At 74.2% G+C, this 25680-nt stretch carries 23 protein-coding genes; 14 read left to right on the forward strand and 9 right to left on the reverse strand.

What is annotated here, in order from left to right:
• Positions 1-98: 98 nt before the first annotated feature.
• The 3 genes from Q2K16_RS04205 (at position 99) to Q2K16_RS04215 (ending at position 4574) form a co-directional block, all read left to right on the forward strand.
• Complete coding sequence (locus Q2K16_RS04205; RefSeq protein ID WP_302743628.1) at positions 99-863, forward strand: lytic polysaccharide monooxygenase; 765 nt, start codon at positions 99-101, stop codon at positions 861-863.
• Positions 848-1546: a DUF305 domain-containing protein gene (locus tag Q2K16_RS04210; RefSeq protein WP_302743630.1), complete on the forward strand. Its 699-nt coding sequence runs from the start codon at positions 848-850 to the stop codon at positions 1544-1546. Before Q2K16_RS04205 ends, Q2K16_RS04210 begins: the two co-directional genes overlap by 16 nt.
• 178 nt (positions 1547-1724) lie before the next feature.
• Complete coding sequence (locus Q2K16_RS04215) at positions 1725-4574, forward strand: ATP-binding protein (RefSeq protein ID WP_302743631.1); 2850 nt, start codon at positions 1725-1727, stop codon at positions 4572-4574.
• Between the two features lie 15 nt (positions 4575-4589).
• Here the strand turns inward: Q2K16_RS04215 and Q2K16_RS04220 are convergent, their stop codons facing one another.
• The 3 genes from Q2K16_RS04220 to Q2K16_RS04230 form a co-directional block, all read right to left on the reverse strand.
• On the reverse strand, positions 4590-5345 hold the full coding sequence (locus Q2K16_RS04220; RefSeq protein ID WP_302743632.1) for a MerR family transcriptional regulator: 756 nt from the start codon (positions 5343-5345) through the stop codon (positions 4590-4592).
• A gap of 199 nt (positions 5346-5544) precedes the next feature.
• Positions 5545-6996, reverse strand: a complete 1452-nt coding sequence (locus Q2K16_RS04225) for an ATP-binding protein (RefSeq protein ID WP_302743633.1) — start codon at positions 6994-6996, stop codon at positions 5545-5547.
• The gene (locus Q2K16_RS04230) at positions 6993-8651 is read right to left on the reverse strand and encodes an NAD(P)/FAD-dependent oxidoreductase (RefSeq protein WP_302743634.1); all 1659 of its coding nucleotides are present in this window, start codon (positions 8649-8651) and stop codon (positions 6993-6995) included. Before Q2K16_RS04230 ends, Q2K16_RS04225 begins: the two co-directional genes overlap by 4 nt.
• Positions 8652-9043: 392 nt before the next feature.
• On the opposite strand from Q2K16_RS04230, the gene Q2K16_RS04235 reads away from it, so the two are divergent.
• Together Q2K16_RS04235 and Q2K16_RS04240 are read left to right on the forward strand one after the other, a co-directional pair.
• Positions 9044-9367 carry a TraR/DksA family transcriptional regulator gene (locus tag Q2K16_RS04235; RefSeq protein WP_302743635.1) on the forward strand — a complete coding sequence of 108 codons (324 nt, stop codon included), beginning with the start codon at positions 9044-9046 and terminating at the stop codon, positions 9365-9367.
• A gap of 264 nt (positions 9368-9631) precedes the next feature.
• A complete protein-coding gene (locus Q2K16_RS04240; RefSeq protein WP_302743636.1) occupies positions 9632-10558 on the forward strand; it encodes a diacylglycerol kinase family protein in 927 nt (308 codons plus the stop codon).
• On the opposite strand, the gene Q2K16_RS04245 is transcribed toward Q2K16_RS04240, so the two are convergent.
• Together Q2K16_RS04245 and Q2K16_RS04250 are read right to left on the reverse strand one after the other, a co-directional pair.
• Complete coding sequence (locus Q2K16_RS04245; RefSeq protein WP_302743637.1) at positions 10521-11411, reverse strand: EamA family transporter; 891 nt, start codon at positions 11409-11411, stop codon at positions 10521-10523. The genes Q2K16_RS04240 and Q2K16_RS04245 overlap by 38 nt on opposite strands.
• Positions 11408-12175, reverse strand: a complete 768-nt coding sequence (locus Q2K16_RS04250) for an HAD family hydrolase (protein WP_489671845.1) — start codon at positions 12173-12175, stop codon at positions 11408-11410. Before Q2K16_RS04250 ends, Q2K16_RS04245 begins: the two co-directional genes overlap by 4 nt.
• Before the next feature lie 86 nt (positions 12176-12261).
• Here Q2K16_RS04250 and Q2K16_RS04255 point away from each other — a divergent pair, with 86 nt between their 5' ends.
• Both Q2K16_RS04255 and Q2K16_RS04260 read left to right on the forward strand, forming a co-directional pair.
• Entirely contained in the window at positions 12262-15057 is a 2796-nt protein-coding gene (locus Q2K16_RS04255) for a DEAD/DEAH box helicase (protein WP_302743638.1), read from the forward strand.
• Positions 15058-15224: 167 nt separating this feature from the next.
• A complete protein-coding gene (locus Q2K16_RS04260) occupies positions 15225-16112 on the forward strand; it encodes an MHYT domain-containing protein (protein ID WP_302743639.1) in 888 nt (295 codons plus the stop codon).
• A 25-nt stretch (positions 16113-16137) separates the two neighbouring features.
• Here the strand turns inward: Q2K16_RS04260 and Q2K16_RS04265 are convergent, their stop codons facing one another.
• Positions 16138-17091: a 5'-3' exonuclease gene (locus Q2K16_RS04265; protein ID WP_302743640.1), complete on the reverse strand. Its 954-nt coding sequence runs from the start codon at positions 17089-17091 to the stop codon at positions 16138-16140.
• 31 nt (positions 17092-17122) lie between these two features.
• On the reverse strand, positions 17123-18268 hold the full coding sequence (locus tag Q2K16_RS04270; protein ID WP_302743641.1) for an SGNH/GDSL hydrolase family protein: 1146 nt from the start codon (positions 18266-18268) through the stop codon (positions 17123-17125).
• Between the two features lie 173 nt (positions 18269-18441).
• Between Q2K16_RS04270 and Q2K16_RS04275 the strand changes: the two genes are divergently transcribed.
• The 4 genes from Q2K16_RS04275 to Q2K16_RS04290 all read left to right on the forward strand — a co-directional run bounded on the left by Q2K16_RS04275 (position 18442) and on the right by Q2K16_RS04290 (position 21637).
• A complete protein-coding gene (locus Q2K16_RS04275) occupies positions 18442-19509 on the forward strand; it encodes a DUF4037 domain-containing protein (protein ID WP_302743643.1) in 1068 nt (355 codons plus the stop codon).
• 209 nt (positions 19510-19718) lie between these two features.
• Positions 19719-20861, forward strand: a complete 1143-nt coding sequence (locus Q2K16_RS04280) for an acyl-CoA dehydrogenase family protein (RefSeq protein WP_302743645.1) — start codon at positions 19719-19721, stop codon at positions 20859-20861.
• 9 nt (positions 20862-20870) lie between these two features.
• Positions 20871-21086, forward strand: coding sequence for a DUF433 domain-containing protein (locus tag Q2K16_RS04285; protein ID WP_302743647.1), 216 nt, complete (start codon positions 20871-20873; stop codon positions 21084-21086).
• Positions 21087-21145: 59 nt separating this feature from the next.
• The gene (locus Q2K16_RS04290) at positions 21146-21637 is read left to right on the forward strand and encodes an Lrp/AsnC family transcriptional regulator (RefSeq protein ID WP_302743648.1); all 492 of its coding nucleotides are present in this window, start codon (positions 21146-21148) and stop codon (positions 21635-21637) included.
• 7 nt (positions 21638-21644) lie between these two features.
• On the opposite strand, the gene Q2K16_RS04295 is transcribed toward Q2K16_RS04290, so the two are convergent.
• Entirely contained in the window at positions 21645-22211 is a 567-nt protein-coding gene (locus Q2K16_RS04295; RefSeq protein ID WP_302743649.1) for a histidine phosphatase family protein, read from the reverse strand.
• Positions 22212-22404: 193 nt separating this feature from the next.
• On the opposite strand from Q2K16_RS04295, the gene Q2K16_RS04300 reads away from it, so the two are divergent.
• Positions 22405-22596: a CsbD family protein gene (locus Q2K16_RS04300; RefSeq protein ID WP_088647084.1), complete on the forward strand. Its 192-nt coding sequence runs from the start codon at positions 22405-22407 to the stop codon at positions 22594-22596.
• A gap of 63 nt (positions 22597-22659) precedes the next feature.
• On the forward strand, positions 22660-22995 hold the full coding sequence (locus tag Q2K16_RS04305; RefSeq protein WP_302743652.1) for a YnfA family protein: 336 nt from the start codon (positions 22660-22662) through the stop codon (positions 22993-22995).
• Positions 22996-23049: 54 nt separating this feature from the next.
• Here Q2K16_RS04305 and Q2K16_RS04310 read toward each other — a convergent pair whose 3' ends face one another.
• Complete coding sequence (locus Q2K16_RS04310) at positions 23050-24456, reverse strand: KamA family radical SAM protein (protein ID WP_489671846.1); 1407 nt, start codon at positions 24454-24456, stop codon at positions 23050-23052.
• A 159-nt stretch (positions 24457-24615) separates the two neighbouring features.
• Between Q2K16_RS04310 and kdd the strand changes: the two genes are divergently transcribed.
• Positions 24616-25677, forward strand: a complete 1062-nt coding sequence (gene kdd, locus Q2K16_RS04315; protein WP_489671847.1) for an L-erythro-3,5-diaminohexanoate dehydrogenase — start codon at positions 24616-24618, stop codon at positions 25675-25677.
• The last annotated feature ends 3 nt before the right edge of the window (positions 25678-25680 follow it).

Below are 25680 nucleotides of genomic sequence, written 5' to 3' on the forward strand. Positions count from 1 at the left end.
TTACGGTGGTGGCAATCGTCCCAGGTCGATCCGCCGTACGGGCCGCAACCCCCGCCGCCCGCCGCCGGACGGCCGCCCGCCCCGTCGAGGAGTGCCCCATGCGCCGCACGATCACCGTCCCCCTGGTGACGACAGGTGCCGTCGTCACCTCCCTGGGCCTCGCCGCGCCCGCCCAGGCCCACGGCTACGTCTCCGCCCCGCCCAGCCGCCAGGCCCTCTGCGCCCAGGGCAAGGTGCCCGACTGCGGCCAGATCCGCTACGAACCACAGAGCGTCGAAGGCGTCAAGGGGCTGCGCAGTTGCAGCGCCGGGATCACCCAGTTCAACGTCCTGGACGACGACAGCCGGGGCTGGCCGGCCACCCCGGTCGGCAGCACCGTCACCTTCACCTGGGTGAACACCGCCCGGCACGCCACCAGCAACTGGGAGTACTTCATCGGCGGCACCCGGGTCGGCGTCGTCGACGGCGGCGGCCGGCAACCCGACGCCACCGTCTCGCACACCGTCAACCTCGGCGGCTTCACCGGCCGGCAGAAGATCCTGGCCGTCTGGAACATCTCCGACACCGCCAACGCCTTCTACTCCTGCGTGGACGTGCAGATCGGCGCGACCGGCCCCACCCCCACGCCGAGCCCGTCGCCGACCCGTACCCCGGGCCCCACGCCCACCCCGACCCGTACCGCCACCCCGACCCCGACCCAGACGGCCCCGCCGACCGCCGGCGGCAGCTGGACGGCCGGCCGCAGCTACCAGGTCGGCGACGTGGTCACCTACCAGGCGGTGAGCTACCGGTGCCGGCAGGCGCACACCGCACTGCCGGGCTGGGAACCGCCGTACGTGCCCGCCCTGTGGACCCGGATCTGACCCGGCCGCCGACCATGCCGCCACACCGACCGGGCGTCCCGCCCCTACCCGCCGCCGGCCCCCGACGGGCCGGCGGCGGCCGGCCGGCCGCGACCGTCGGTCGGCCCGGCCGCCGACGCCGGGCCGCCGTGGCCGCCGTGGCGGCCCTGCTGCTCGCCGGGTGCGCGCCCGCCGCGCCCCCGGCCACCCCTACGCCCGCACCGGCACCGTCGGGCGCGACTACCGTGGTCGACGGACTCGACCTGGTGTTCCTGCACGCCATGACGGCCCACCAGGAGCGGACCCTGGCCATCGTCCGGGCCGCGCCGCAGCGGGTCCGGGAACCCCGGTTGCGGACCCTCGTCGCGGCGATCGACGCCACCGAGACCGACGAGGTGGCCCAGGCCCGCCAGTGGATCACCGCCGCCGGCCCGGACCCCGGACACCACCGGCACACCCACCCCGACCCGGGCGACACCCCCGACCCGGTGGCGCTGCTGCGCGGCACCCCGGAAGCCGGCTACGACGCCGCCCTGGTGGCGGTGCTGGTGCCGCAGCAGCGGCAGGCCGCCGCGCTGGCCCGGGCGCACCTGGCGGTGGCGGTCGCCCCGGCCGTCCGCGACCTGGCCCGACGCATCGACGAGTCCCGTACCGCGCAGATCCGACTGATCGCCGCGCTGCCCGTCGCCCCGGCCACCCCCTGACCGCCGGCAGCCGCCGGTACGCCCTACGCCACACCGGAAACGGCCGACTCCCCCACCCGTACGGTCAGTGGGCCGAATCGTTCGGTCACCCCCGCGACATCGATGTTCCTCGTGTTCCCGGCCACCGGTATAGTCCCGGCAATCCATTGGAGTGTCGCAGGGAATACACGTGATCTGCGTGACGGCAGCTGGGCTGGAGGATGCGCTGTCCGGCTCACCATTCGTCGGGCGACAGCCGGAAATCGCCCGCGTCCGCGCCGCCCACGCCGACAGCGTCCGCACCGGCACCCAGGTGGTGTGCGAGGTGGTCGGCGACCCGGGGATCGGCAAGACCCGCCTCGTCCACGCCGCCCTGGACGGCTGCGTCCCGGCCCTGCCCCGAGCCGTCGGCACCTGCGTGGAGGCTGAGCGGGACATCCCGTTCCACGTCTTCCGGCACGCCTTCGACGCCCCCCGCCCCGCCCGGGCCGACCCGCGGCAGCCCACCGCCGGGGCCGAACCCGACGGCCCGCCGGCCGGCCGCGCCGTCGGCCCGCTCGACGTACGCCAGTTCCGCACCTACCAACTGGCCCGCCGGCTGCTCACCCTGGCCGCCCGGGACGGGCTGGCCCTCGTCCTGGACGACCTGCACTGGGCCGACACCTCGTCCATCGGGCTCGTCACCCACCTGCTGCGCTACCCGGTGCCCGCGCCGCTGCTGCTGATCCTGGTCTACCGGCCCCGCCAGCTCGACACCGCGATGCCGTTCGGCCCGCCCGACGCCGTCGTCCCCGGCGGCCGGGTCCGGGAGCGGATCGAACTGGGACCCCTCAGCCTCGCCGAAACCGTCGCGCTGTACCCGCACGACGACCCGGCCGAGTTGGGCCGCCGCCACGACCGGGCCGCCGGAAACCCCGGCTACCTCGCCGCGCTGGACGGCGTCGGGCCGGCCGACGGCGACCGGGACCCCCCGCCGACCGCCGGACACCGGCTCACCGACCGGGCCGTGGCCACCCTGCGCGCCGAGTGGGCCGGCCTGCCCCCGGTCGACGCGACCTGCCTGCGCGCCGCGGCCGTGTGCGGCACACCGTGCGGGGTGGACCTGCTCGTCGAGGTCGCCCGTCTGCCGGCCCGGCAGGTGACCGAGTCCGCCTGGCGACTGGTCCGCCGGGACCTGCTGCGGGTCGTCCCGGCCACGGCACGGTTCACCTTCCGGCATCCGGTGCTGCGCGTGGCGGTCACCCAGGACACCGATCCGGCCTGGCGGGCGGAGGCGCACCACCGGGCGTTGACCGCGCTGCTCGCCCGGCAGGCCCCGCCGGCCGAGCGGGTGGCCCAGGCCGAACACCTGCTCGGCCTGCCCCACGGCCGGCCTGTCGAACCCTACGTCGACGTGCTCTGCCGGGCCGCCGAGGAGATCCGCGGCGACGCCCCGGAACTGGCCGTCCGCTGGCTGCGTACGGCGTTGCACGCGGTGCGCCCGCCGGCCGGCTCCCCGGACAGCCGGCACGACGTCACCCTGCTGCTGGCCCGGATCACCGGCGAGATGGGCAACCTCGCCGAGAGCCGCACCCTGCTGCGGGAGGTCGTCCCCGAACTGCCCGTGGACCCGCCGGGCCGCCGGGCCGCCGCCGTCGCCCAGTGGGTACGGGTGGAACGGCTGCTCGGCAACTACGCCGAGGCCGCCGCGATCAGCCGCCGGGAACTGGTCGGAACACCGACGCCTACCGCCGGGGCGTACCAACTCGCCACCGAACTCGGCGCGATCGGCATCCTGTCCGGTCACCCGTCGCCGGTGCCCGGCGGCGCGCCCGTCGGCGAGGCCAGCGGCATCGACCGGGCCGGCCTGCTGGCCGTGCGCGGACTCGCCGCCGCCCACGACGGCGAGGTGCGGATCGCCCGGGAACTGCTCGCCGCCGGCGCGCCGATCGTTGACGCGCTGTCCGACCGGGACCTGCGCGAGCACCCCGACTGCCTGCTGGCGCTCGGACTGGCCGAGCTGTTCGTGGAACGCCCCGCCGACGCCACCCGGCACCTCGACCGGGGGATCGCCCTGGTCCGGGACGCCCACCGCGACGACGGGCTGTGCCAACTGCTGCTCGGCCGCAGCCAGGTCGCCTACCACCGGGGCCAGCTCGGTGCCGTGATCGGCCTGACCACCGAGGCCGGCGGCATCGCCCGCCGGATCGGCAGCCGCTCCCTGCTCAGCTTCGCCCTCGCCTTCGAGGCGCAGGCCACCGCGTGGCGCGGCGGTCCGCGCGACGACGAGCGGGCGGTGGCCCTGGCCCGCACCGCCGTGGACCTCGCCAACGACCTCGACAGCTGGTCGGGACGGACCGCGGCGACCGCGCTGGCCACCGCGACGCTGCTCGCCGGGGACCCCGCCACCTGTGTGGAGATGCTCACCGACGCCGGTGGCGACAGCCGGCTCTCCCGCCTGCAGGCCTCCCTGCGGCCGATGTGGCACGAACTGCTCTGCGCCGCCGCCCTGGCCGCCGGGGACCTGCCCGAGGCGTACCGGCGGGCCCGCGCCGCGTTGGCCGCCGCCGACCTGCTCGGCCTGCCCGGGCAGCACGCCTTCGCCGAATCGGCGTACGGGGAGGTGCTGCTCGCCCGGGGCGAGATGCTGACGGCCCTGCCGTACCTGCGCACCGCGGCGGACCGGTTTCGGGCCGCCGGCATGACGCTGCGGCACAGCCTCGCCCTGGTCGCCGTGGCCCGGGCCGCCGAGGCGGTGGACCAGGGTGGCCCCGCCGCCCGGGCCCGCCGCCGGGCACAGGAGCTGGCCGCCTGGTGCGGCACCGAACGGGTCGGCCTGCGACTGGCCCGGCCGGTACGGGCGCTCACCGAGACCGCCCTGACCGACCGAGAGTGGCACATCGCGCGCCTGGCCACCACCGGCGTCACCAACCGCCTGATCGGCCGCCAGCTGCACATCAGCCCCCGCACGGTGGAGGCGCACCTGACCCGGATCTACCGCAAGGCGGGCGTGGAGTCCCGGTCCGGTCTGGTCGCCTGGGTGTCCCGTTTCGACGACACCGACCGCTGACCCGGACGCCCGGCGTCAGCCCTCGTCGACCAGGGTGCCGTCCCCGACGGGCGTGGCCGGGCCGGAGCCGTTGCCCAGCAGGCCCGCGATGTGCGCCTCGGCCTGGCGCTCCACCGCCAACCGGAACGCCTCGGTGAGCACGTTCACCACCCCCTGGGTGAGCAGGATCGTCTCCCGGTCCCCGTCGGACCACGCCGGCCGGGACCCGCTGCCACCCAGTTCGGGGGCGAGCGTCAACATCCGGGCGGTGACCTCCGCGACCAGCTCGTCGGCGAGGGGCCGGACGCTGTCGAGCACCTCACTGAGCGCCTGCAACGCCGGCACCGTGCCCATCCGGACCCGGTGCAGGTCCAACGCGGCACGCAACGGCCGGGGCCGCACCGTGCGCACCGTCCCGTCCGGCGCCCGCCCGATCACCCCGTGCCGGGTCAGCGCGTGGGTCAACGCGGGACGTTCGGCGGCCAACCGTTGCAGCATCGCGGTCAGCCCGTCGGGGGTCTCGTCACCGCTGCGGACGCCGAGCATCGCCTCGATGGAGACCAGGTTGAAGCCCTGCCGTTGCAGCGTCAGGATGGCCTCCAGCCGGCGGACGTGGGAGTCGTCGTAGAGCGCGACCCGACCCCGACGCACCGGGGGCGCCAGCAGCCGGCGGGCCTGGTGGGCACGGATGTTCCGCGCCGACATGCCCACCTTGCGGGCGAGTTCCTCCACGGTGTAGCCGACCGGGGCACCGGCGGTCGCCGGCCCGGTCGTCACCCGGTCGATGGTCACGGTGGCCTCCGCCTGCGTCGGGGACGGGGTGCGGCGACCTGCCGGCCGGCTGCGGCGGACGGCAGACTCCCCGGGGCCGAGCGTATGGGCGGGCCTGCCCGCGCGACAGGAGGGGAACCACTACTTGCCCCCGGCGGCGACCAACCATTATCCTCCGTGACCGCGCGATCACGGTGGTCCTGGACGGAACGGTTCGCTGTCAGCGTCCCCTGGGGTCGGTGGCGCGGGCCGGGGCGGTGAACGGCAACAGCACCCGGAACACGGTCGCCCCCGGCACGCTCTCCACCCGGATGTCGCCGTGGTGCTTGTTGACCACGATCCGGTACGAGATGTCCAGCCCCAGCCCGGTGCCCTCACCGACGGCCTTGGTGGTGAAGAACGGTTCGAAGATACGCGGCCGGACCGCCTCGGGAATGCCTGGTCCCGTGTCGACGACCTCGACGGCCAGCAGGTCGCCGGCCCGGCCGGTGCGCAACGTCAGGGTGCCGTCCGCACCCATCGCCGACAGCGCGTTGTCGATCAGGTTCGTCCACACCTGGTTCAGCTCGGCCGCGTACGCCGCAACGGGGGGCAGGTCCCGGTCGTACTCCCGGACCACCCGCACCCCCGGGGGGACCTTGGCCTTGAACATGACCAGGGTGGCGTCGAGCAGGTCGTGCACGTCCACCACCTGGTGCGGGGCCCGGTCCAGCTGCGAGTACTGCTTGGCCGCGCCGACCAGGGTGGAGATCCGGGTGACGGCGTCGTCGATCTCGGCCATCAACTGCTCGGTGTCCAACGTGTACGACAGCCATCGCACCGCCGACTCCAGGTCCTGCCGACCGACCACCTCGCGGACCTGCTCCAGCCACGCGGTGTCCAGGCCGGCGGCGACAAGCGTCGGCGCCAGGTCCCACCCGGCGGTGATCCGCTGCTCGTCCAGCCAGTCGGCCAACGCGTCCTCGGCGTCGCTGGCCGCCATCGGGGACAGCTGCGGCGCGCGGGCGGCCCGCTTCACCGCCTCTTCCTGCAACTCCACCAGGGTGTGCAGCCGCCGGCCGTCGAGCCGGCCGTCGGCGATCATCGCCAGCTTGTGCCGCATCCCGGCGACCCGGTCGCGCAGCGCCGAGGTGGCCCGCACCGCCGCGCCGGCCGGGTTGTTCAGCTCGTGGGTGAGCCCGGCCGACAGCGAACCCAGGGCGAGCAGCCGTTCCCGCTCGCCGATGATGGTCTGGGTGTCGCGCATCCCGAAGAACAGCCCCTCCAGCAGGTGCATCGCCATCGGGAACCAGGTCCGCACCGCGTGGGCGAACGTCTCGGCGGGCAGCACCAGGAACGTGGCGTCGGTGACCGCCCGCAGCGTGTTCAGGTAGACCTGGTCGACCTGTGCGCCGAGGTACGCCTGGGTGGCCCCGCCGTACACACCGCGCTGGTCGGTGCGGGTGACCTCCAGGTCGTCGCCGTGCACCCGTCGGCTCATCGACACGGTGCCGGACAGCAGGATGAAGAAGCAGGTCGCCTCCGCACCCTCGGCGTAGACCACGGTGCCGGCGGCCCGCTGCTCGACCCGGCCGTGTTCGGCCAGCCAGTCGAGCTGTCCGGCGTCGAGGGCGGCGAACAGGAACAGCTCCCGCAGCTGGTCCGGGGTGAGTCGTTCGTCGGAGTCGCTCACTGTGCCTCCAGGTAGCGGTGCACCAACGAGACGGCCATCGCACCCTCACCGACTGCCGAGGCGACCCGCTTGACCGAGGAGGCCCGCACGTCACCTGCGGCGAACACCCCCGGCAGGCTCGACTCCAGGTGGTACGGGTCGCGGGCGAGGGCCCACTCCGGTGGTTTCCGGCCCCCCGCCGTCAGGTCCGGGCCGGCGACGATGAAGCCCCGCCCGTCGCGCACCAGCACCCCGTCCAGCCATTCGGTGCGCGGCTCCGCGCCGATGAAGATGAACAGCCACGAGGCGTCCACCTCGCGGACGTCGCCGCTGCGGGTGTCCCGCAACCGCAACCGTTCCAGGTGGTCGTCGCCCTCGCCGCCGACCACCTCGGTGTGCGGGTGCACCACGATCCGGTCGTTGCGGTCCAACTGCTGGATCAGGTACGACGACATCGACGCGGTCAGGTCGGCGCCCCGGATCAGCAGGTGCACCCGGCTGGCGTACCGGGAGAAGTGCACCGCCGCCTGGCCTGCGGAGTTGGCCCCGCCGACGATCCAGACGTCCTGGTCGACGCAGCTGGGCGCCTCGGTCGACGCCGCGCCGTAGAACACCCCGCGCCCGGTCAGGTCGGCCAGGCCGGGCGCGTCGAGCACCCGGTAGGAGACCCCGGTGGCCAGCACCACCGTGTGCGCGGCGATGGTGCTGCCGTCACCGAAGTGCAGCAGCCGGGCCGCCCCGGCGCTCTCCAGCCCCACCACCTCGCGGGTGCTGAGCAGCTCCGCGCCGAACTTCAGCGCCTGCCGACGGGCGCGGTCGGTGAGCTGGGCGCCGGAGACCCCGTCGGGAAAACCGAGATAGTTCTCGATCCGGCTGCTCTGCCCGGCCTGGCCGCCGGTGGCCCGCCGCTCGACCAGCACGGTGCGCAGCCCTTCGGACGCCCCGTAGACGGCCGCGCCGAGCCCGGCCGGCCCGCCACCGACCACCACGAGGTCGTAGAAGTCGGCGGACGGGGCGACGGTGAGCCCGGCCACCGCCGCCAGTTCCGCCTCCGTCGGGGCGATCAGCGCCTTGCCGTCCGGGGTGACCACCAGCGGCACGTCGGTGGCGTCGGCCCCGGCGGCGGCGAGCAGCCGACCGCCCTCCGGGTCGTCGGTGAGCAGCCAGCGGTAGGGCACCAGGTTGCGGGCGAGGAAGTCGCGGACCGCGAACGACGGGGCCGACCAGCGGTGCCCGACCACCCGGATCTCGTCGCTGGCCTGGTCGGGGCTGGCCGCCCAGGACTCCAGCAGGGTGTCCACCACCGGGTAGAGCTTCTCCTCCGGCGGGTGCCACGGCTTGAGCAGGTAGTGGTCCAGGTCGACCACGTTGATCGCGTCGATCGCCGCGTCGGTGTCGGCGTACGCGGTCAGCAGCACCCGGCGGGCGGCGGGGAAGAGGTCCATCGCGGCCTCCAGGAACTGGATGCCGTTCATCTGGGGCATCCGGTAGTCGGCCAGCATCACCGCCACCCGTTCGCCCCGCAGCTTGATCTCCCGCAGCGCCTCCAACCCGCCGGGGCCGGAGTCGGCCCGGACCACCCGGTAGCGGTCGCCGTAGCGGCGGCGGATGTCGCGGGCGACCGCCCGGGAGACGGCGGGGTCGTCGTCGATGGTGAGGATCACCGGCTGTGCCATGGTGCCCATGTAAGCACAGCGGTCGGGCCCGGCGTCCGTGCCGCCGACGGCGGTCCGGGAGTGGGCGGCCCGACGGTGGTTATCCGTTGGTTTTCTCCTGGACACGGCATATGGTGGGCCGCATGTTCCCGGCCGTCAGCCCTCGTCCGACCGCCACCGGTTCCCCGGTGGCGGTGGTCGTGGTCGGCCGGCGCGGGGCGGCGGTTCCCGGCGCGCCCCTGCCCGCCGTCGTGCCCACCCAGGGGCGGCCGAGCCCGATCCCCGCCGGGCGTGGCCCACCCGGAGAGCGAGCATCCTCCGGAACGGCCACCAGGGCGAAGCCAGCAGGCTTCGGCCCTTTTTCTGTTTCCCGCCCCGGTGACCCGGGGCACCGAGCCCGAAAGGACCCGTCCATGAGCACCGATCTGCACGACCAGGCCGACCAGCACCGGCTGACCATGCTCCGGGAGAGCCTCACCGACCAGTTCGCGTCGCAGACCGCCCGGTTGACCGAGCTGACCGCCGACACCGGCGACCCGGCCGAGGCGCACACCCGGGGCGCGCTGATCGCGGCCACCCGGCAGAGCCTGGACCACCTGGCCGGCGCGCTGCGCAGGATCGCCGAGGGGAGCTACGGCCGCTGCGAACGCTGCCAGGTGTCGATCCCCGCCGAACGGCTGGAGGTGCTGCCGCAGGCCCGCTTCTGCGTCCCCTGCCAGGAGAAGGCCCACGGCTGATCCGCCACATCCGGCATCCCCGGCGGCCGGTTCCGTGCGCCGCCGGCCGGTCCCGGCACCGGCTGGCGGCGGCCTCGTCACCCGCGCGGCGTGTCATCGCCGTGCGCGGGTGACGAGGCCGGCCGATCCACCCCACCTAGCAGCCTAGGATGCCTTAGGGGTGGTGACACCTCCTACCAGCAGACCGGCCGGAACAACCGCCCGCGGAACCGGGCGGGAAAAGAGCGGATCGAGATCGGCCAGCAGGGCGGTCGAGCCGGTACGGTGCTCGCCGTGACCGCAGACGATCGTCGGGCGGCCGGTCCGGTCGCCGTGCTCGCCAACCCCGTCGCCGGGCGCGGCCGGCACCGGGCGCTGCTGCCCCGGGTCCTCGACGGCCTCGCCGCCGCCGGCCGCCCGGTGGAACTGCTCACCGCGCACGACCCCGCCGGGGCGGAGGCGGCCTGCCACGCGGCGGTCGCCGCCGGGGCGTCCGCGGTGGTCGCGGTCGGTGGCGACGGCACGGTCCACCGGGCCCTGCAGGCGGTCGGCGGTACGCCGGTGCCGTTCGCCCCGGTGCCGGTCGGTACCGGCAACGACTTCGCCGCCGACGCGGGTTTCCCGGCCGATCCGCTCGCCGCCGTCGCGGTGATCGCCGACGCGCTGCGGGCCGGCCGTACCCGTCCGGTCGACCTGGCCCGGATGACCGGCGGCGACGGCACCGACCGCTGGTACGGGGCGGTCCTCGCCGCCGGCTTCGACGCGATCGTCAACGAGCGGGCCAACCGGATGCGTTGGCCGCGCGGCCCCCGCCGGTACGACCTGGCGATCCTCGTCGAGCTGGCCCGGTTGCGTCCGCGCCGCTACACGCTGCGCCTCGACGACGTCCCGCACGAGGTGGACGCGGTGCTCGTGGCGGTGGGCAACGGTGCCCGTTACGGGGGCGGGATGCGGATCTGCCCCGCCGCCGACCTGACCGACGGGCTGTTGGACGTGGTGGTCGGCGGCCGGTTCGACAGACGTACCCTGATCCGGGTCAAACCGCGCATCTACGCCGGCACCCACGTGACGCATCCGCTGGCGAGCAGTTTCCGGGCCCGTACGGTGGAACTGGCCGCCGGGGGCATCACCACGTACGCCGACGGCGAACGCTCCCTGGACCTGCCGGTACGGATCAGCGCGGTGCCTCGGGCGGTGCGTCTGCTGCGGTGAGCGGCCCACCCGGGGCGGCGGCCCGGACCGCACCGATGCTGGCGACGACCACCAAGCCGATCGCCAGCACCTCGACCGGGTGCAGATCCTGCCCCAGGATCAGCCAGCCGGCGAGCGCGGCGAGCGCCGGACCGAGGCTCATCAGCACGGCGAACGTCGAGGTGGCCAGCCGGCGCAGGGCCAGCATTTCCAGCGTGTAGGGCAGTGCCGAGGCGAGCAGCGCCAGCCCGGCCCCGAGGGCGAGCACCCCCGGATGCCACAGCCGTGCCCCGGCGTCGGCCAGGCCGAACGGCAGGGACAGCAGCGCGGCCAGGGCCAGGGCGAGGGCCAGCCCGTCGGCCCGGGGGAACCGCCCGCCGACCCGCGCCGAACAGACGATGTACGCGGCCCACAGCGCGCCCGCCGCGAGCGCGAGGCCGACGCCGACGGGGTCCAGCCGGTCGAAGCCGCCCTGGCCGAGCAGCGCCACCCCGGCCAGCGCGAGGCCCGCCCAGCACCACGCCGTCCACCGGCGGGCGGTCAGCACCGACAGGGTGAGCGGCCCGAGCACCTCCAGGGTCACCGCCGGGCCGAGCGGGATGCGTTCGATGGCCTGGTAGAAGACCGAGTTCATGCCGGCCAGCGCGAGCCCGAACGCGCCGACGGCCAGCCAGTCGGCCCGGTCGTGCCCGCGCAGCCGGGGGCGGCACACCAGCAGCATCAGCACCGCCCCGATGGCCAGCCGGAGGGTGACCGTGCCGGGGACGCCGACCCGGGGGAAGAGCAGCGCGGCGACGGCGGAGCCGAAGTGCACCGACAACGCCCCGCCGAGCACCAGCCCGACCGCCGTCGCCCGGCCGGACGAGCCGGTCACGGGGAGGGCAGGGCCAGGTCGAGCACGGTGCCGAGGCCGCTGGGGCGGCCCGGTCCGGCGGCCGGCAGCACCAGCACCCCGCAGCCGGCGGCGACGGCCCCGGCGTCGGCCGGTGTGTCGCCGACCATCAGGGTCCGCTCCGGGTCCACCCGCAGCATCCCGCAGGCGCGCAGGAAGATGCCCGGGTCCGGCTTGCACCGCCCCACCTCGTACGACAGCGCGTACGCGTCGACGAGGTCGGCCAGGCCCCAGGCGGTGAAGAGCGGGCGGATGTCGAACCCGATGTTGCTGACCACCGCCACCGGGATGCCGGCGTCGCGGAGCGCGGTGAGCACCGGCGCGGTGTCCGGGTAGGGCACCCAGCCGTCGGGGGCCAGCACGCGGTCGTAGAGCGCCTCGGCGAAGCCCTCGATCCCGGCGTCCACCGTCTCGGCCAGTCCGGTGTACGCGGCCCGGTGGGCGTGTTCGTAGAGGTCCCGGTCGGCCCAGAGTTCGGCCAGCCGGGGCGGTACCCGGGCGGGCAGCGGGCCGCCGGCCCGGCCGGCGGTGAGCAGCCGGTCGGCCAGCGCGGTGGCCCGCATCCGCTCGAGTTCGACCCCGCACGTCGCCGCGGCGGCGACCACCCAGTCGTGGGCCGGTTCGACCTGGGCGAGGGTGCCGTGGAAGTCGAAGAGCACCGCCTCCACGCGCTGGCGGGACGCGCCCGCCCGGGTGGCGTGCGTGACGCCGTTCGGGGTCTGGGACGGTTCGGCATGATCCGGCACGTCGTGCACCCTACCGACCCGCTCCGACCGTCGTGCCGGACGGCCTTGCCGGGTGAGCGTCGGTGGTACCGATTAATCTTGCTGACATGTCGAGCCCCGCCGAGCGGTACGCCGAGGCACGTCGCCGGGCTGCCGAGGCCGCCCAGTTCCCGGCCCTGGAAGAGTTCACCCTCGACCTGGGGTTCGACCTCGACGACTTCCAGCGTGAGGCGTGCCAGTCGCTGGAGCGGGGCAGCGGGGTGCTGGTCTGCGCCCCGACCGGGGCGGGCAAGACGGTGGTCGGTGAGTTCGCCGTGCACCTGGCGTTGCGGGGCGCGCCGGGGGCGGCGTCGCCCGCCGAGGGTGCGCCCGTCGCCCGGCGCAAGTGCTTCTACACCACGCCGATCAAGGCGCTGTCCAACCAGAAGTACCACGACCTGGTGCAGCGCTACGGTGCCGCGCAGGTGGGGCTGCTGACCGGCGACAACGCGATCAACGGGGACGCCCCGGTGGTGGTGATGACCACCGAGGTGCTGCGCAACATGCTCTACGCCGGTTCGGCGACCCTGGCCGGCCTGGCCTACGTGGTGATGGACGAGGTGCACTACCTCGCCGACCGGTTCCGGGGCGGGGTCTGGGAAGAGGTGATCATCCACCTGCCCTCCTCGGTCACCCTGGTGTCGCTGTCGGCGACGGTCTCCAACGCCGAGGAGTTCGCCGACTGGCTGGTCACGGTGCGCGGCGAGACGGCGGTGGTGGTCAGTGAGCACCGGCCGGTGCCGTTGTGGCAGCACATGCTGGTCGGCCGGCGGATGTTCGACCTGTTCCACGACGCCGACGCGGCCCGTAAGCACGACGTGCATCCCGAGTTGCTGCGCTACACCCGGGAGCAGACCCGTCGGCTGGAGCTGGGGGAGGGGCGCGGCGCCGGGCCCGGTGGCGGTCGGCGTGGTCCGCGCTGGCGGGGGCCGCTGCGTCCGGACATCGTCGACCGGCTCGACCGGGAGGGGCTGCTCCCGGCGATCCTGTTCATCTTCAGCCGGGCCGGCTGTGCCGCCGCCGTGCAGCAGTGCCTGGCGGCCGGTCTGCGGCTGACCTCGGCGGAGGAACGCGCCGAGATCCGTCGGGTGGTGGAGTCCCGGGTCACCGCGATCCCCGGCGAGGATCTGACCGTGCTGGGCTACTGGGAGTGGCTCGACGGGTTGGAGCGTGGTCTGGCCGCCCACCACGCCGGGATGCTGCCGGTGTTCAAGGAGGTCGTCGAGGAGTTGTTCGTCAGGGGTCTGGTCAAGGCGGTGTTCGCCACCGAGACCCTGGCGTTGGGCATCAACATGCCGGCGCGTTGCGTGGTGCTGGAGCGGCTGGTCAAGTTCAACGGCGAGGCCCACGTCGATCTGACTCCGGGGGAGTACACGCAGCTCACCGGGCGGGCCGGTCGACGGGGCATCGACGTCGAGGGGCACGCCGTGGTGGTGTGGTCGCCAGAGACCGACCCCCGGCACGTGGCGGGTCTGGCCTCCACCCGCACCTATCCGTTGCGGTCGAGCTTCCGGCCGTCGTACAACATGGCGGTCAACCTGGTCGGCAGCGTGGGTGCGGAGCCGGCCCGCGCGCTGCTGGAGTCGTCGTTCGCCCAGTTCCAGGCGGACCGGTCGGTGGTCGGGCTGGCCCGTCAGGTGCAGCGCAACACCGAGACCATCGACGCGTACGGCGTCGAGGCGGCCTGCCACCAGGGTGACTTCGACGAGTACTTCGCGCTGAGGGTGGCCATCGCCGACCGGGAGCGGGCCATCGCCCGGCAGGGGCAGACCCAGCGCAAGGCCGCCGCGGTGGCGGCGTTGGAGCGGTTGCGGGTCGGTGACGTGATCCGGGTGCCGTCGGGGCGGCGGGCCGGGCTCGCGGTCGTCCTCGATCCGGCGACCGGGGGGTTCGGTGAGCCCCGGCCGCTGGTGCTGACCCAGGACCGGTGGGCGGGTCGGGTCAGTCCCGGCGACTTCACCACCCCGGCCGAGGTGCTCGCCCGCATCCGGGTGCCCAAGCATTTCAACCACCGGTCGCCGGCCGCCCGGCGGGATCTGGCCGCCGAGGTCAGCGGCACCGGCCTGGACCGGCACGGTGGCCGGCGGGGCGGCCGGTCCCGGCAGGCCGTCGGCGATGACCACCGGCTCAGCCAGCTGCGCACCGAGTTGCGGCGGCATCCCTGCCACGCCTGCCCGGAGCGGGAGGACCACGCCCGGTGGGCGGAGCGGCGACGGCGGCTGGAGAAGGACACCGAGGAGCTGCGGCAGCGGGTGTCGGGGCGGACGGGCTCGCTGGCCCGGACCTTCGACCGGATCGTCGCCCTGCTGACGGCCCGGGGTTACCTGTCCGCCGACGGCGGGGTGACCGACGCCGGTCGGATGCTCGGCCGGATCTGGACGGAGGCCGACCTGCTGGTCGCCGAGTGTCTGCGGCGGGGTGTCTGGGACGGCCTGTCCCCGGCGGAGTTGGCCGCCGCCGTCTCGGTGGTGGTGTTCGAGGCCCGGCGGGACGTCGACGAGCGGGCGTCGCTGCCGCGTGGGCCGGTCGCCGACGCGGTCGACGAGACGCTCACGTTGTGGAGCGAGATCGAGGCCGACGAGGCGCAGCGGGGGCTGACCGCGACCCGGGAGCCGGATCTCGGGTTCGCCTGGCCGATCTACCGGTGGGCTCGGGGGGAGACCCTGGCCAAGGTGCTCGCCAGCGGGCACCAGTTCGACGGGGAGATGCCCGCCGGGGATTTCGTCCGCTGGGCCCGACAGGTCGCCGACCTGCTCGGTCAACTATCCGACTCCGGCGGCGCGTCGAGGGAACTGCGGGCCACCGCACGGCAGGCGATCGCCGCCGTGAACCGGGGCGTACTCGCCCATTACACCTCCGCCTGATCATCACTTTCGGTCACCGTCGGGCGGTGAATCGACGCATCGGACGGTCACCGTGACGGCACCCCCCGGATTGCCGGGGGGTCGCTGTTGCGCCTGCTCGCAGGCTCCCCGATCATTGCTCGGGCGCGGTCGCCTACGCGCCGGTAACGAGTGGGGGGAAGACCGCCGTGGCGGAGATCAATCACTTTGAGTACGGGTGGATCACACCGGCGCTGAGTTACGCGCTGTCCGTGCTCGGTTCGTTCCTCGGTCTGGTCTGTGCCGGGCGGATCCGTACCGCCACCGGTTCCGGTCAGCGTTTCTGGTGGGGCCTGCTGGCCGCCTGGGCGATCGGTGGCACCGCGATCTGGGCGATGCACTTCATGGCCATGCTCGGGTTCGCCGTCACCGGCACCCGCATCCGGTATGACGTGCCGCTGACCGCCGCGAGCACGGTGATCGCCGTCACCGCCGTCGGGATCGGTCTGGCCATCGTCGGCACCGGCCGGCTCAGCGCCGCGAAGGTCATCGGCGGCGGCCTGTTCACCGGCATCGGCGTCGCGGCCATGCACTACACCGGGATGGCCGCGATGCGGCTCAACGGTGACCTGGACTACGACGCCACCCGGGTCGGGTTGTCGGTGGCCATCGCCATCGTCGCGGCCACCGTGGCGCTGTGGCTGGCGATGACCGTCCGCCGGGGACTGGCGATCGCCGGCTCCGCCCTGCTGATGGGGGTGGCGGTCAACGGCATGCACTTCACTGGGATGAGCGCCCTGTCGGTGCACCTGCACGGGCAGCGCGGCGAGGTGACCGGCGCGGGGGTGAGCACCCTGCTGGTGCCGATCGTCCTCGCGGTGATCTTCGTGGTGGTGGGGTTGGTCTACGCGCTGCTGGCCGCGCCCACCGACGACGACCGGGCCGCCGCCGCCTACCTGCAGGCCCGGCAGGTAGGCGCGCCGGTGGTCGAACCGGAGGCGGCCCCGGACCCGGTGGGCCTGCGCAGCCGGTCGACCACCCTGGGCCGGCCGGGCACCCCGTTCCCGTCCCGCCGGGACGCCCCTCCGCCACGCTGACCGGCGTCGGGGTGCCGGCGGCCGGTCAGGGCCGGGCGGCGAGGGCGTCGACCAGCCGCCGGCACGAGCCGGCCAGGTTCCACCGCTGGGCCAGCTCCAGCAGCCGGTCGGGGTCGGCGGGCGCCGTGGGCAGCGCGGTCGGCAGCGCCGGCAGCGGGACGTCGGTGGCGACCCGGACCACCTTCGGGGCCACCGCCAGGTAGTCGCGGGCGTCGTCGAGCTTGGCGCGCAGCCCCGGGGCGAAGCCGGAGCCGGGGTCGTCGAGCGCGGCGAGGATACCGGGCAGGCCGCCGTAGCGGTCGATCAGCCGGGCGGCCGTCTTCTCGCCCACCCCGGGCACCCCGGGCAGCCCGTCGCTCGGGTCGCCGCGCAGGGCGGCGAAGTCGGCGTACCGGTCGGCGGGGACTCCGTAGCGGGCCCGGACGGCGGCGTCGTCGCAGTCGTCGAGCTTGGCCACCCCGCGACCGACGTAGAGCAGCCGGACCCGGCGGTCGTCGTCGACGAGCTGGAACAGGTCCCGGTCGCCGGAGACCACCTCCACCGGGCCGGGTTGGGTTACCGCCAGGGTGCCCAGCACGTCGTCGGCCTCGTAGCCGGTCGCGCCGACGGCGGTGATGCCGATCGCGGCCAGCACGTCGAGGATCACCGGCACCTGCGGGGAGAGGGTGTCCGGCACCTCCTCGCCGCCGGCCGGGGCGACCCGGTGCGCCTTGTACGACGGCAGCAGCTCCACCCGCCAGGCGGGCCGCCAGTCGTGGTCGAGCGCGCAGACCATCCGGTCGGGCCGGCGGGTACGGACCAGTTGGGCGAGCATGTCGAGGAACCCGCGCACGGCGTTGACCGGCTGGCCGTCGTCGGTCCGCGCCGCCGACTCGGGCACCCCGAAGTAGGCCCGGAAGTAGAGGCTGGGGGCGTCGATCAGCAGGATCGGCTGTTGGTCTGCCACGCCCGACAGCCTGGCACACCCCACCGACGACATGGGGGACGCCCACCGGCCGTGCCCGCCACGGTCACCAGCGCAGCGGCACGGTGGCCAGGAACGCGCCGAGCCGCTCGGCGATCACCTCGTGGTCCTTGCGGGACGGGTGCCAGCGGCAGCCGCCGTAGTCCAGGCCGGTGCCGTCGAGGTACCAGTAGCGGACCAGGTCGTGACGTTCCCGTGCCACCTGCGCGGCGGCCTCGGCGAAGGCGGTGGTGTTCCACAGGTGCTGCGCGGTCACCACGACGAGGGTGTCCCGGCCGTACCGGACCCGGAGCCGGTCGAGGAACCGGTGGTAGGCGTCCCGGTAGGCGCGGCTCAGGCTCTGCGGCGTCCACGCCTCGTCGGGACGCAGGTCGGTGGCGAAGTCGTTGGCGCCCAACCCGACCACGACCAGCTGCGGTCGCCAGCTGGCGGGCCGCTCCCAGACGTCGCCGTCCACGGCGAGCAGGGACCGGGGGTAGAACGTGCGGTAGGTGACATCGGGTCTGCCGCCGTCGTGGTTGCGTACCATCCCCAGGCCGGAGTACGCGTTGAGCTGGTAGTCGGCGTCCAGCCGGCGGGCGGTGAGCGCGCCGAAGCCGAGGTCGGCGTCGGTGCGTCGGGTGGCCTCGGCGTCGGTGCACTCCCGCCCGGTCGACAGGTTGCCGTAGCCGACGGTCAGCGAGTCGCCGATGAACTCGATCTGCCGGCGGCGGGCGGCCGGCGGGGCCAGGACCCGCCCGCCGGGGGCGGCGACGAAGCCGCCGAACGCGCCGGCCGCCGTCGGGCTCTCGGTGCGTTTGACCAGGCGTACGGTGTGCCGCCCGGCGGTCAGCCCGGTCACCCGGTACGTGGTCCGCCCCGGGGTGACCAGGGTCGCCACGGTCGCCCCGTCGACGTCGACCGTGTAGTCGTTGACCGCGTCGTCGAGGACGATCCCGACCCCGGTGCCCCGGAACCGACCCTCGAAGTACACCCCTGGCCAGCTGTACCGGGCGAGACGGCCGTCGACGGTGACCCGCCCGGCGGTGGACGCCCCGACGGGTCCGGCCCGGTCCGGGCCGGCGCACGCCGCGCTGCGGGGCGGTGCGGGGTCGGCCGGCCGGCAGCGCGGCGCGGCGTCCGCCGGTGCGGTGCCGGGCAGCGCGGTCACGGCGACCGCGATCAGCGTGACGACCAGCCGGGTCGACGGCACGATCCCTCCCTCCGCCCGGTCCGGGACCGGGCCGCTCGGTACGACGTGCAGCGCGGTGTCCCGCGTCCACGGCTGGCCCAACGACCGACCGCCGGTGACGGTTCCGCCAGGGGGTGGGGTGCCTGTGGGAAACCGGCGTGACGGCACGGTGGCCGCCGGGTGAGACTGCGGGGATGGAATTCGTGCCCGGTCTGGTGCTGTGTCGGCGTTTCCACGACGAGGTCGTGGGGCCGCTGCTGGCGCGGCGTCTGCCGGGCCTGCGCTACTCCGCCGGGCTGCTCGACGGCGGTTCGGAGCTGCTGGGTCTGGACACCGAACGCTCCACCGACCACGACTGGGGGCCCCGGGCGCAGGTCTTCCTCGCCGGTGCGGCCGAGGCGGCGTCGGTGCGGACGGCGCTGGCCGAGCTGCCGCCTCTCTTCCTGGGCCGACCGACCCGGTTCCTCGGCTGGCCGACCGCCCGGCTGGGGGTGCCCGACGCCGCCGGGGACCGCTGCGGGGTGCAGGTGTTCGAATGGCGGGACTGGCTGCGGGGCCGGCTCGGGTTCGATCCGACCGTCGCGGTCACCACCGCCGACTGGCTGTCCCTGCCGACCCAGCGGCTGGCCGAGTTGACCGGCGGCGCGGTGTTCCACGACGGCCTGCCCGGCACGGTCGGCGCGGTCCGGGACGCCCTGGCCTGGTATCCGGACGACGTGTGGCGGCACGTGCTGGCCGCCGGGTGGACCCGGGTGGGGCACGCCGAGCACCTGGTCGGCCGGTGCGCCGAGGTGGGTGACGCGCTGGGCAGCCGGCTGGTGGCCGCCCGCGTCGCCCGGGACCTGATGCGGCTCGGCCTGCTGGCCCGTCGCCGCTGGCCGCCGTACGACAAGTGGCTCGGCAGCGTGTTCGCCGCGCTGCCGGACGCGGGCCCGGTGGTGGCGGCGCTGGCGGACGCGCTCGGGCCGGGTGACTGGCCGCACCGGCAGGCGGGGCTGGTGCGGGCGCTGGAGACGGTCGCCGGGTGGACCAACGACACCGGGCTGGCCGGGCCGGTCGACGTCGCGGCCCGGCCCTTCCACGGGCGGCCCTTCCTGGTGCTGGACGCACCGCGCCTGGCCACCGCGCTGCGGGCCGCGATCGTCGACCCGGCGCTGCGGGACCGGCCGCTGGTCGGCGCCGTGGACCAGTACGTCGACAGTGTGGACGTGCTGACCCACGCCGACCGGGTCCGCCGGGTCGGCAGCGTCGTCACCGGTTGACGGAGCGGCGGCCGGTCAGCCCCGCGGCCGGGTGCGGATGAACCGCCCGGACTCGGTCAGCACGGTGGTACGCAGCCGCGGCGGGCGCGGTTCACCGTGGCGTCGGCCCACGCCGGACTGGGCCCCGACCCGAACGACCGTTAAGCTGACGGGGTGGCGCCCGACGGACGACGGGCGGCGGCTCACCCACCCCTGGAGTTCATCGCGCTATGACTGTCGACCGCATCCTCCCCACCGACGAGGCCCACGACCTGCTCGACCTCGCCACCGAACTGGCCGACCGGGAACTCGCGCCCCGGGCCGCCGGATTCGAGGAGCGGGCCGAGTTCCCCCGGGAGGTGCTGCGCACCCTGGGCCGGGCCGGCCTGCTGGGCCTGCCGTACGCCGAGGAGCACGGCGGCGCGGCCCAGCCGTACGAGGTCTACCTCCAGGTGCTGGAGATCCTCGCCGGCCGGTGGCTCGCGGTCGCCGAGGCGGTCAGCGTGCACACCCTGTCCTGCTACCCGCTTGCCGAGTTCGGCACCGACGCCCAACGCAAGCTGCTGCCGGAACTGGTGGGCGGGGAACTGCTCGGGGCGTACTGCCTGTCGGAGCCGCAGGGCGGCTCGGACGCCGCCGCGTTGACCACCCGGGCGGTCCGCGACGGCGACGACTACCGGGTCACCGGGGTCAAGGCGTGGATCACGCACGCCCAGGTGGCGGACTTCTACAACGTGTTCTGTCGGACCGGCGGGCCGGGCCCGAAGGGCATCTCCTGCCTGCTGGCCGACCGGGGCACGCCAGGCATCGTCCCGCAGGCGGCCGAGCGGACGATGGGGCTGCGTTCGTCGCCGGTGGCGCAGATCGCCTTCGACGACGCCCGGGTGCCGGCCGAGCGGCTGATCGGCGGGGAGGGCGCGGGCTTCACCATCGCGATGTCCGCCCTGGACTCGGGGCGGCTGGGCATCGCCGCCTGCGCGGTCGGTCTGGCCCAGGCGGCGCTGGACTACGCCGTCGGCTACGCCCGGGAGCGGCAGCAGTTCGGCCGGGCCATCATCGACTTCCAGGGGCTGGGTTTCCTGCTGGCCGACGCGGCCACCCAGATCTCCGCCGCGCGGGCGCTGACCCTGGCGGCGGCGCGGCTGCGCGACGCCGGCCGGCCGTACTCGATCGAGGCGGCCAAGGCGAAGCTGTTCGCCACCGACGTGGCGATGCGGGTGACCACCGACGCGGTGCAGGTGCTCGGCGGGGCCGGGTACGTGGCCGACCACCCGGTCGAGCGGTACATGCGGGAGGCGAAGGTGCTCCAGATCGTCGAGGGCACCAACCAGATCCAGCGGCTGGTGATCTCCCGGGCGCTGGCGAGGGACTAGCCTGTGCCGGTGACGTTTCCCCGGATCACCATCGACCCCGAGGTGATGGGCGGCGCCCCGTGCGTGCGGCAGTCCCGCGTCCCGGTGGCGACCCTGCTGGCGATGATGGCGGAGGGCATGTCGGTGACGGACATCCTCACCGATCTGCCCTTCCTCGACGAGGAGGATCTGGTCGAGGTGCTCAACTTCGCCGCCGACGCGGTGCGCGACCGGGCGGCCCGCTGAGCGTCACATCGGGCGGGACGTCGTCGCCAGGGGAGCGCTCCACCGGGTAGGTTGCACGGGTGGAGGAGATCGACCGTGCCATCGTCGCCGCGCTGACCGCCGACGGCCGCCTGTCGTACACGGACCTGGCGGAGAGGGTCGGCCTGTCGGTCTCGGCCGTGCACCAGCGGGTCCGCCGGCTGGAACAGCGCGGTGTGATCAACGGGTACACCGCCCGGGTGTCGTTCGAGGCGTTGGACCTGCCGATGACCGCGTTCGTGGCGATCCGGCCGTTCGATCCCTCGCAGCCGGACGACGCGCCGGAGCGGCTGGCCCACCTGCCCGAGATCGACTCCTGCTACTCGGTGGCGGGAGAGGACTTCTACCTGCTCCTGGTGCGGGTGGCCGGGCCGGCCGACCTGGAACGGGTGCTCCAGGAGATCCGCACCGCCGCGAACGTCACCACCCGCACGACGGTGGTGCTGTCCACCCCGTACGAGGGGCGTCCGCCGAAGGTGGCCGTGAGTGGGCTGCGGGGCCGCGCCCGCGGCGGCGCGGAGGCCCCGGCGTAGCTGCCGCTCAGCGGCCGTTCCAGCGCAGGATCACCGGACGGCCGTGTTCGTGTCCGAGCACGCTGACGGTGGCGGTGTCCAGGCGCAGTTTGCCGCCACCGGCGGCGGGCAGGCCGATCCACCGGGCGCCGAGCACCCGCAGCAGGTGGGCGTGCCCGACCAGCCCCACGTCACCCTGGGCCAGCAGCGGCGTGAGTCGGGCGAGCAGCCGGTCGACCCGGGCCCCGACCTGGTCGGGGGATTCCCCGTCGGGGCAGCCGTCGGTCCAGATGTCCCAGTCGGGGCGCTCGGTGTGGATGTCGGCGGTGGTGCGGCCCTCGTACCGGCCGTAGTTCCACTCGGTGAGGTCGTCGTCGGTGCCGTCGACGGTGAGGCCGGCGAGTTGCGCGGTGCGCAGCGCCCGCCGTCGGGGGCTGGCGAGCACGGTGGCGAAGCGCTGCCCGGTCAGCACCCCGGCCAGGGCGCGGGCCTGCCGCTCGCCGTCGGGGGTCAGCTCCAGGTCGGTGTACGAGGTGTGCCGCCGGCTGGCGCTCCACGTCGTCTCGCCGTGCCGGATCAGGATGATCTCGCTCATCCGCCCAGTCAACCAGCATCCGCCGGCCCCAGCCGGCCACCTATTGTCCTAGGATGCCTTACGGATGGTGCGCCAAGGCGCACCCCCGTTCCCATCAACGCCTACGGCGCGATTCCGTTTCGGGTCGGCCGGATCGGGGACGCCACCGCTACGGGGCCACCGCCCCGTGACTGCGGCAGCGACAGGAGGCGACATGAGCTTCACCGACAAGGCGAAGAACAAGGCCCAGGAGCTGACCGGCGCCGCGAAGGAGCGGCTCGGCGACATGACCGACAACGAGCGGATGCGGGCCGAGGGCGCCACCGAGCAGAGCGAGGCGCGGGCCCGGCAGGCCGGCGAGCACGTCAAGGACGCCGGTAGGGACGTACGGGACGCCATGCGCTGACGTCCGCGCCGGCCGGGTGGCCCCTGGACACGGTGCGGGGGTCACCCGGGTTAGCGTGCGGGCATGCTGGTCGCCCGTTCGTTGGTGTTGTTCGTCCTGGCCGCGCTCGCCGAGATCGGTGGGGCGTGGCTGATCTGGCAGGGCTGGCGGGAACACCGGGGCCTGTGGTGGATCGCCGGCGGGGTGCTCGCGTTGGGTGTCTACGGTTTCGTGGCGACGTTCCAGCCGGAGGCGAACTTCGGCCGCATCCTGGCCGCGTACGGCGGGGTGTTCGTGGCCGGGTCGCTGGGGTGGGGGGTGCTGGTCGACGGCTTCCGGCCGGACCGGTGGGACCTGACGGGCGCGGCGATCTGTCTGCTCGGCGTGGCCGTGATCATGTACGCCCCGCGCGGGGCGTGACGCCCGCCGCCCCCGTGACCGGTCCGGATCGCGGGGGCGGCGGGGTGGTGCGGGTCAGTCGTCGCGGTGCGCGGCCCACCACTGTTGGCCGGCCTCGGGGAGGGTGTCGATCGGGTCGTAGTAGGCGTAGCGCTTGTTGAGCGCCTCCAGGTCGGCGGACTCGATGGAGGTGCGGTAGTTCTTGGTCCAGTAGGAGATGCCGCGTTCCCGGTCGTACTCGGTGAGCATGTGCACCCAGCGTTTGCCGACGAAGGGGACGTCGCAGACGATCCGGGGGGTGGCGTAGCCGGGCAGGTAGCCCATGATGTCGTGCTGGAGCTGCTGGGCGTGCCAGACCGGGACCCGCCAGTGCTCGGCGTTGGGGATCATGTCGCACATGTAGAAGTAGTACGGCAGGATGCCTGCCTCACCCTGGAGGGCGAAGCAGAGGTCGAGCAGGTCGGGGGCGGTGGCGTTGACGCCGCGCATGAGCACGCCCTGGTTGCGGACGTCGCGGACACCGACGTCGAGGGCGGTCTGGGCGGCCTTGGCGACCAGCGGGGTGATCGACTGGGCGTGGTTGACGTGGGTGTGGATGGCCAGGTTGACGCCGCGTCGGGCGGCGGTGCGGGCGACCCGTTCCAGGCCCTCGACGACGTCGTTCTGGAGCCAGTGCTGGGGCAGGCCCATCAGGGCCTTGGTGGCGAGCCGGACGTCGCGGACGGTTTCGAGTTCGAGCAGCCGCATGAGGTACGACTCAAGGTTGCGCCACGGGACGTTGGCCACGTCGCCGCCGGAGACGACCACGTCGCGGACGCCGGGGTGGGCCTTGAGGTAGGCGATGTGGGCGTCGTAGCGGTCGACGGGTTTGAGGGTGAGTTTGAGTTTGTCGACGGCAGGGGTGGAGTTGCCGACCAGGTCCATGCGGGTGCAGTGGCCGCAGTACTGGGGGCAGGTGGAGAGCAGTTCGGCGAGGACCTTGGTGGGGTAGCGGTGGGTAAGGCCCTCGGCGACCCACATGTCGTGTTCGTGTAGTGAGTCGCGGCTGGCGTAGGGGTGCGAGGGCCAGTCGGTGCGCCGGTCGGCGGCGACGGGGATCATGTAGCGGCGGATGGGGTCGGCGCGGAACGCTTCGGTGGTCATCGGGGCGAACGGCACCATCGTGTTGATCATCTGGGGTGGCACCAGCATCGACATGGTGGCCAGGGCGTGCTGGTCGGCGGCGAGGTCGGTGTAGAAGCTCTCGTCGACGGTGTCGCCGAGGACGGCGCGTAGCTGCTTGATGTTCTTGACGCAGTTGACGCGTTGCCACTGGGCGTTCTCCCACTGTTCGCGGGTGACGTCGCGCCAGCCGGGGAAGCGGGTCCAGTCGGGTTCGACCAGGGGGTTGCGGCGGTATTCGTAGGGCTGCCCGGCGGTGGGTGCGGCGGCCGGGGCGGGGCGGGGCCCGGGGATGGTCGCCATCGGTTGGGTCTGGGTCACGGCCCCTCCTCGTGCTGCGTGGCCGGGTGACCGGCGGGCGATGATCGGTAGATCCCGAAGGCTACTGGAAAATATCCGGTGAAGAAATTAGTCTGCCGTAAGTTTTCCCGCGATGCGAGTCCTGGTCGGGGCTTCGGGCGGTGGAGAGGGGAGGTCGGCGTGACGTCACCGGTGGGTCTGCACCGCGTCGTGGAACCGGCGGGGGTGCTGCCGCAGGCGGCCTGGCGGTTGGACGCCGACCCGCGGATCGCCCCCAACGAGGTGCGGATCCGGGTGGAGCGGTTGAACCTGGACGCGGCGAGTTTCCGGCAGTTGGCGCAGAAGCACGGTGGGGACGGGGAGAAGGTCCGGGCCGAGGTGCTGGAGATCGTGGCGGCGCGGGGCAAGATGCAGAATCCGGTGACCGGTTCGGGTGGGATGCTGATCGGCACCGTGGAGGAGGCCGGCCGGCGGTCGCCGTTGGGGTTGACGGTGGGTGACCGGGTGGCGACGTTGGTGTCGTTGACGCTTACCCCGTTGACGATCCTCGACGGGTTGGCCCGTTGGGACGGGCGTAGCGAGCAGGTGCCGTGTGACGGGTACGCGATCCTGTTCGCCCGGTCGATCGCGGCGGTGCTGCCGGCGGATCTGCATCCGGAGTTGGCGTTGGCGGTGCTGGACGTGTGCGGGGCGCCGGCGTTGACGGCCCGGGTGGTCGCCGAACAGGTGGCGCGGCGGGAGCGGGCCGGTGACGGGTCGCCGGTGGCGGTGGCGGTGATCGGTGGGGCGGGCAAGAGCGGTTCGTTGTCGTTGGCGGCGGCGCGGCGGGCGGGTGCCGGTCGTACGGTGGGGGTGGTGCCGGTGTCGGCGGAGCGGGATGCGCTGGTGGCGGCCGGTCTGGCGTCGGTGGTGGCGTTGGCTGACGCCCGGGACCCGGTGGGGGTGTCGTCGGCGGTGACGCAGGCGTTGGGTGGGCCGGCGGACGTGACGGTGGTGTGCGTGGACGTGCCGGGGTGTGAGCACGGTGCGGTGTTGGCCACGGCGGACGGCGGCACGGTGATCTTCTTCTCGATGGCGACGAGTTTCGCGGCGGCGGCCCTGGGTGCGGAGGGGCTGGCGGCGGACGTGACGATGCTGGTGGGCAACGGTTACGTGCCGGGGCACGCGGAGTTGGCGTTGGGGTTGGTGCGGTCGGAGCCGGGGGTACGTGGTCTCTTCGCGTCCCGGTTGGCGGCAGACTGAGTG

The organism is Micromonospora cynarisoli, assembly GCF_030518815.1.
Classification (GTDB): Bacteria; Actinomycetota; Actinomycetes; order Mycobacteriales; family Micromonosporaceae; genus Micromonospora; species Micromonospora wenchangensis.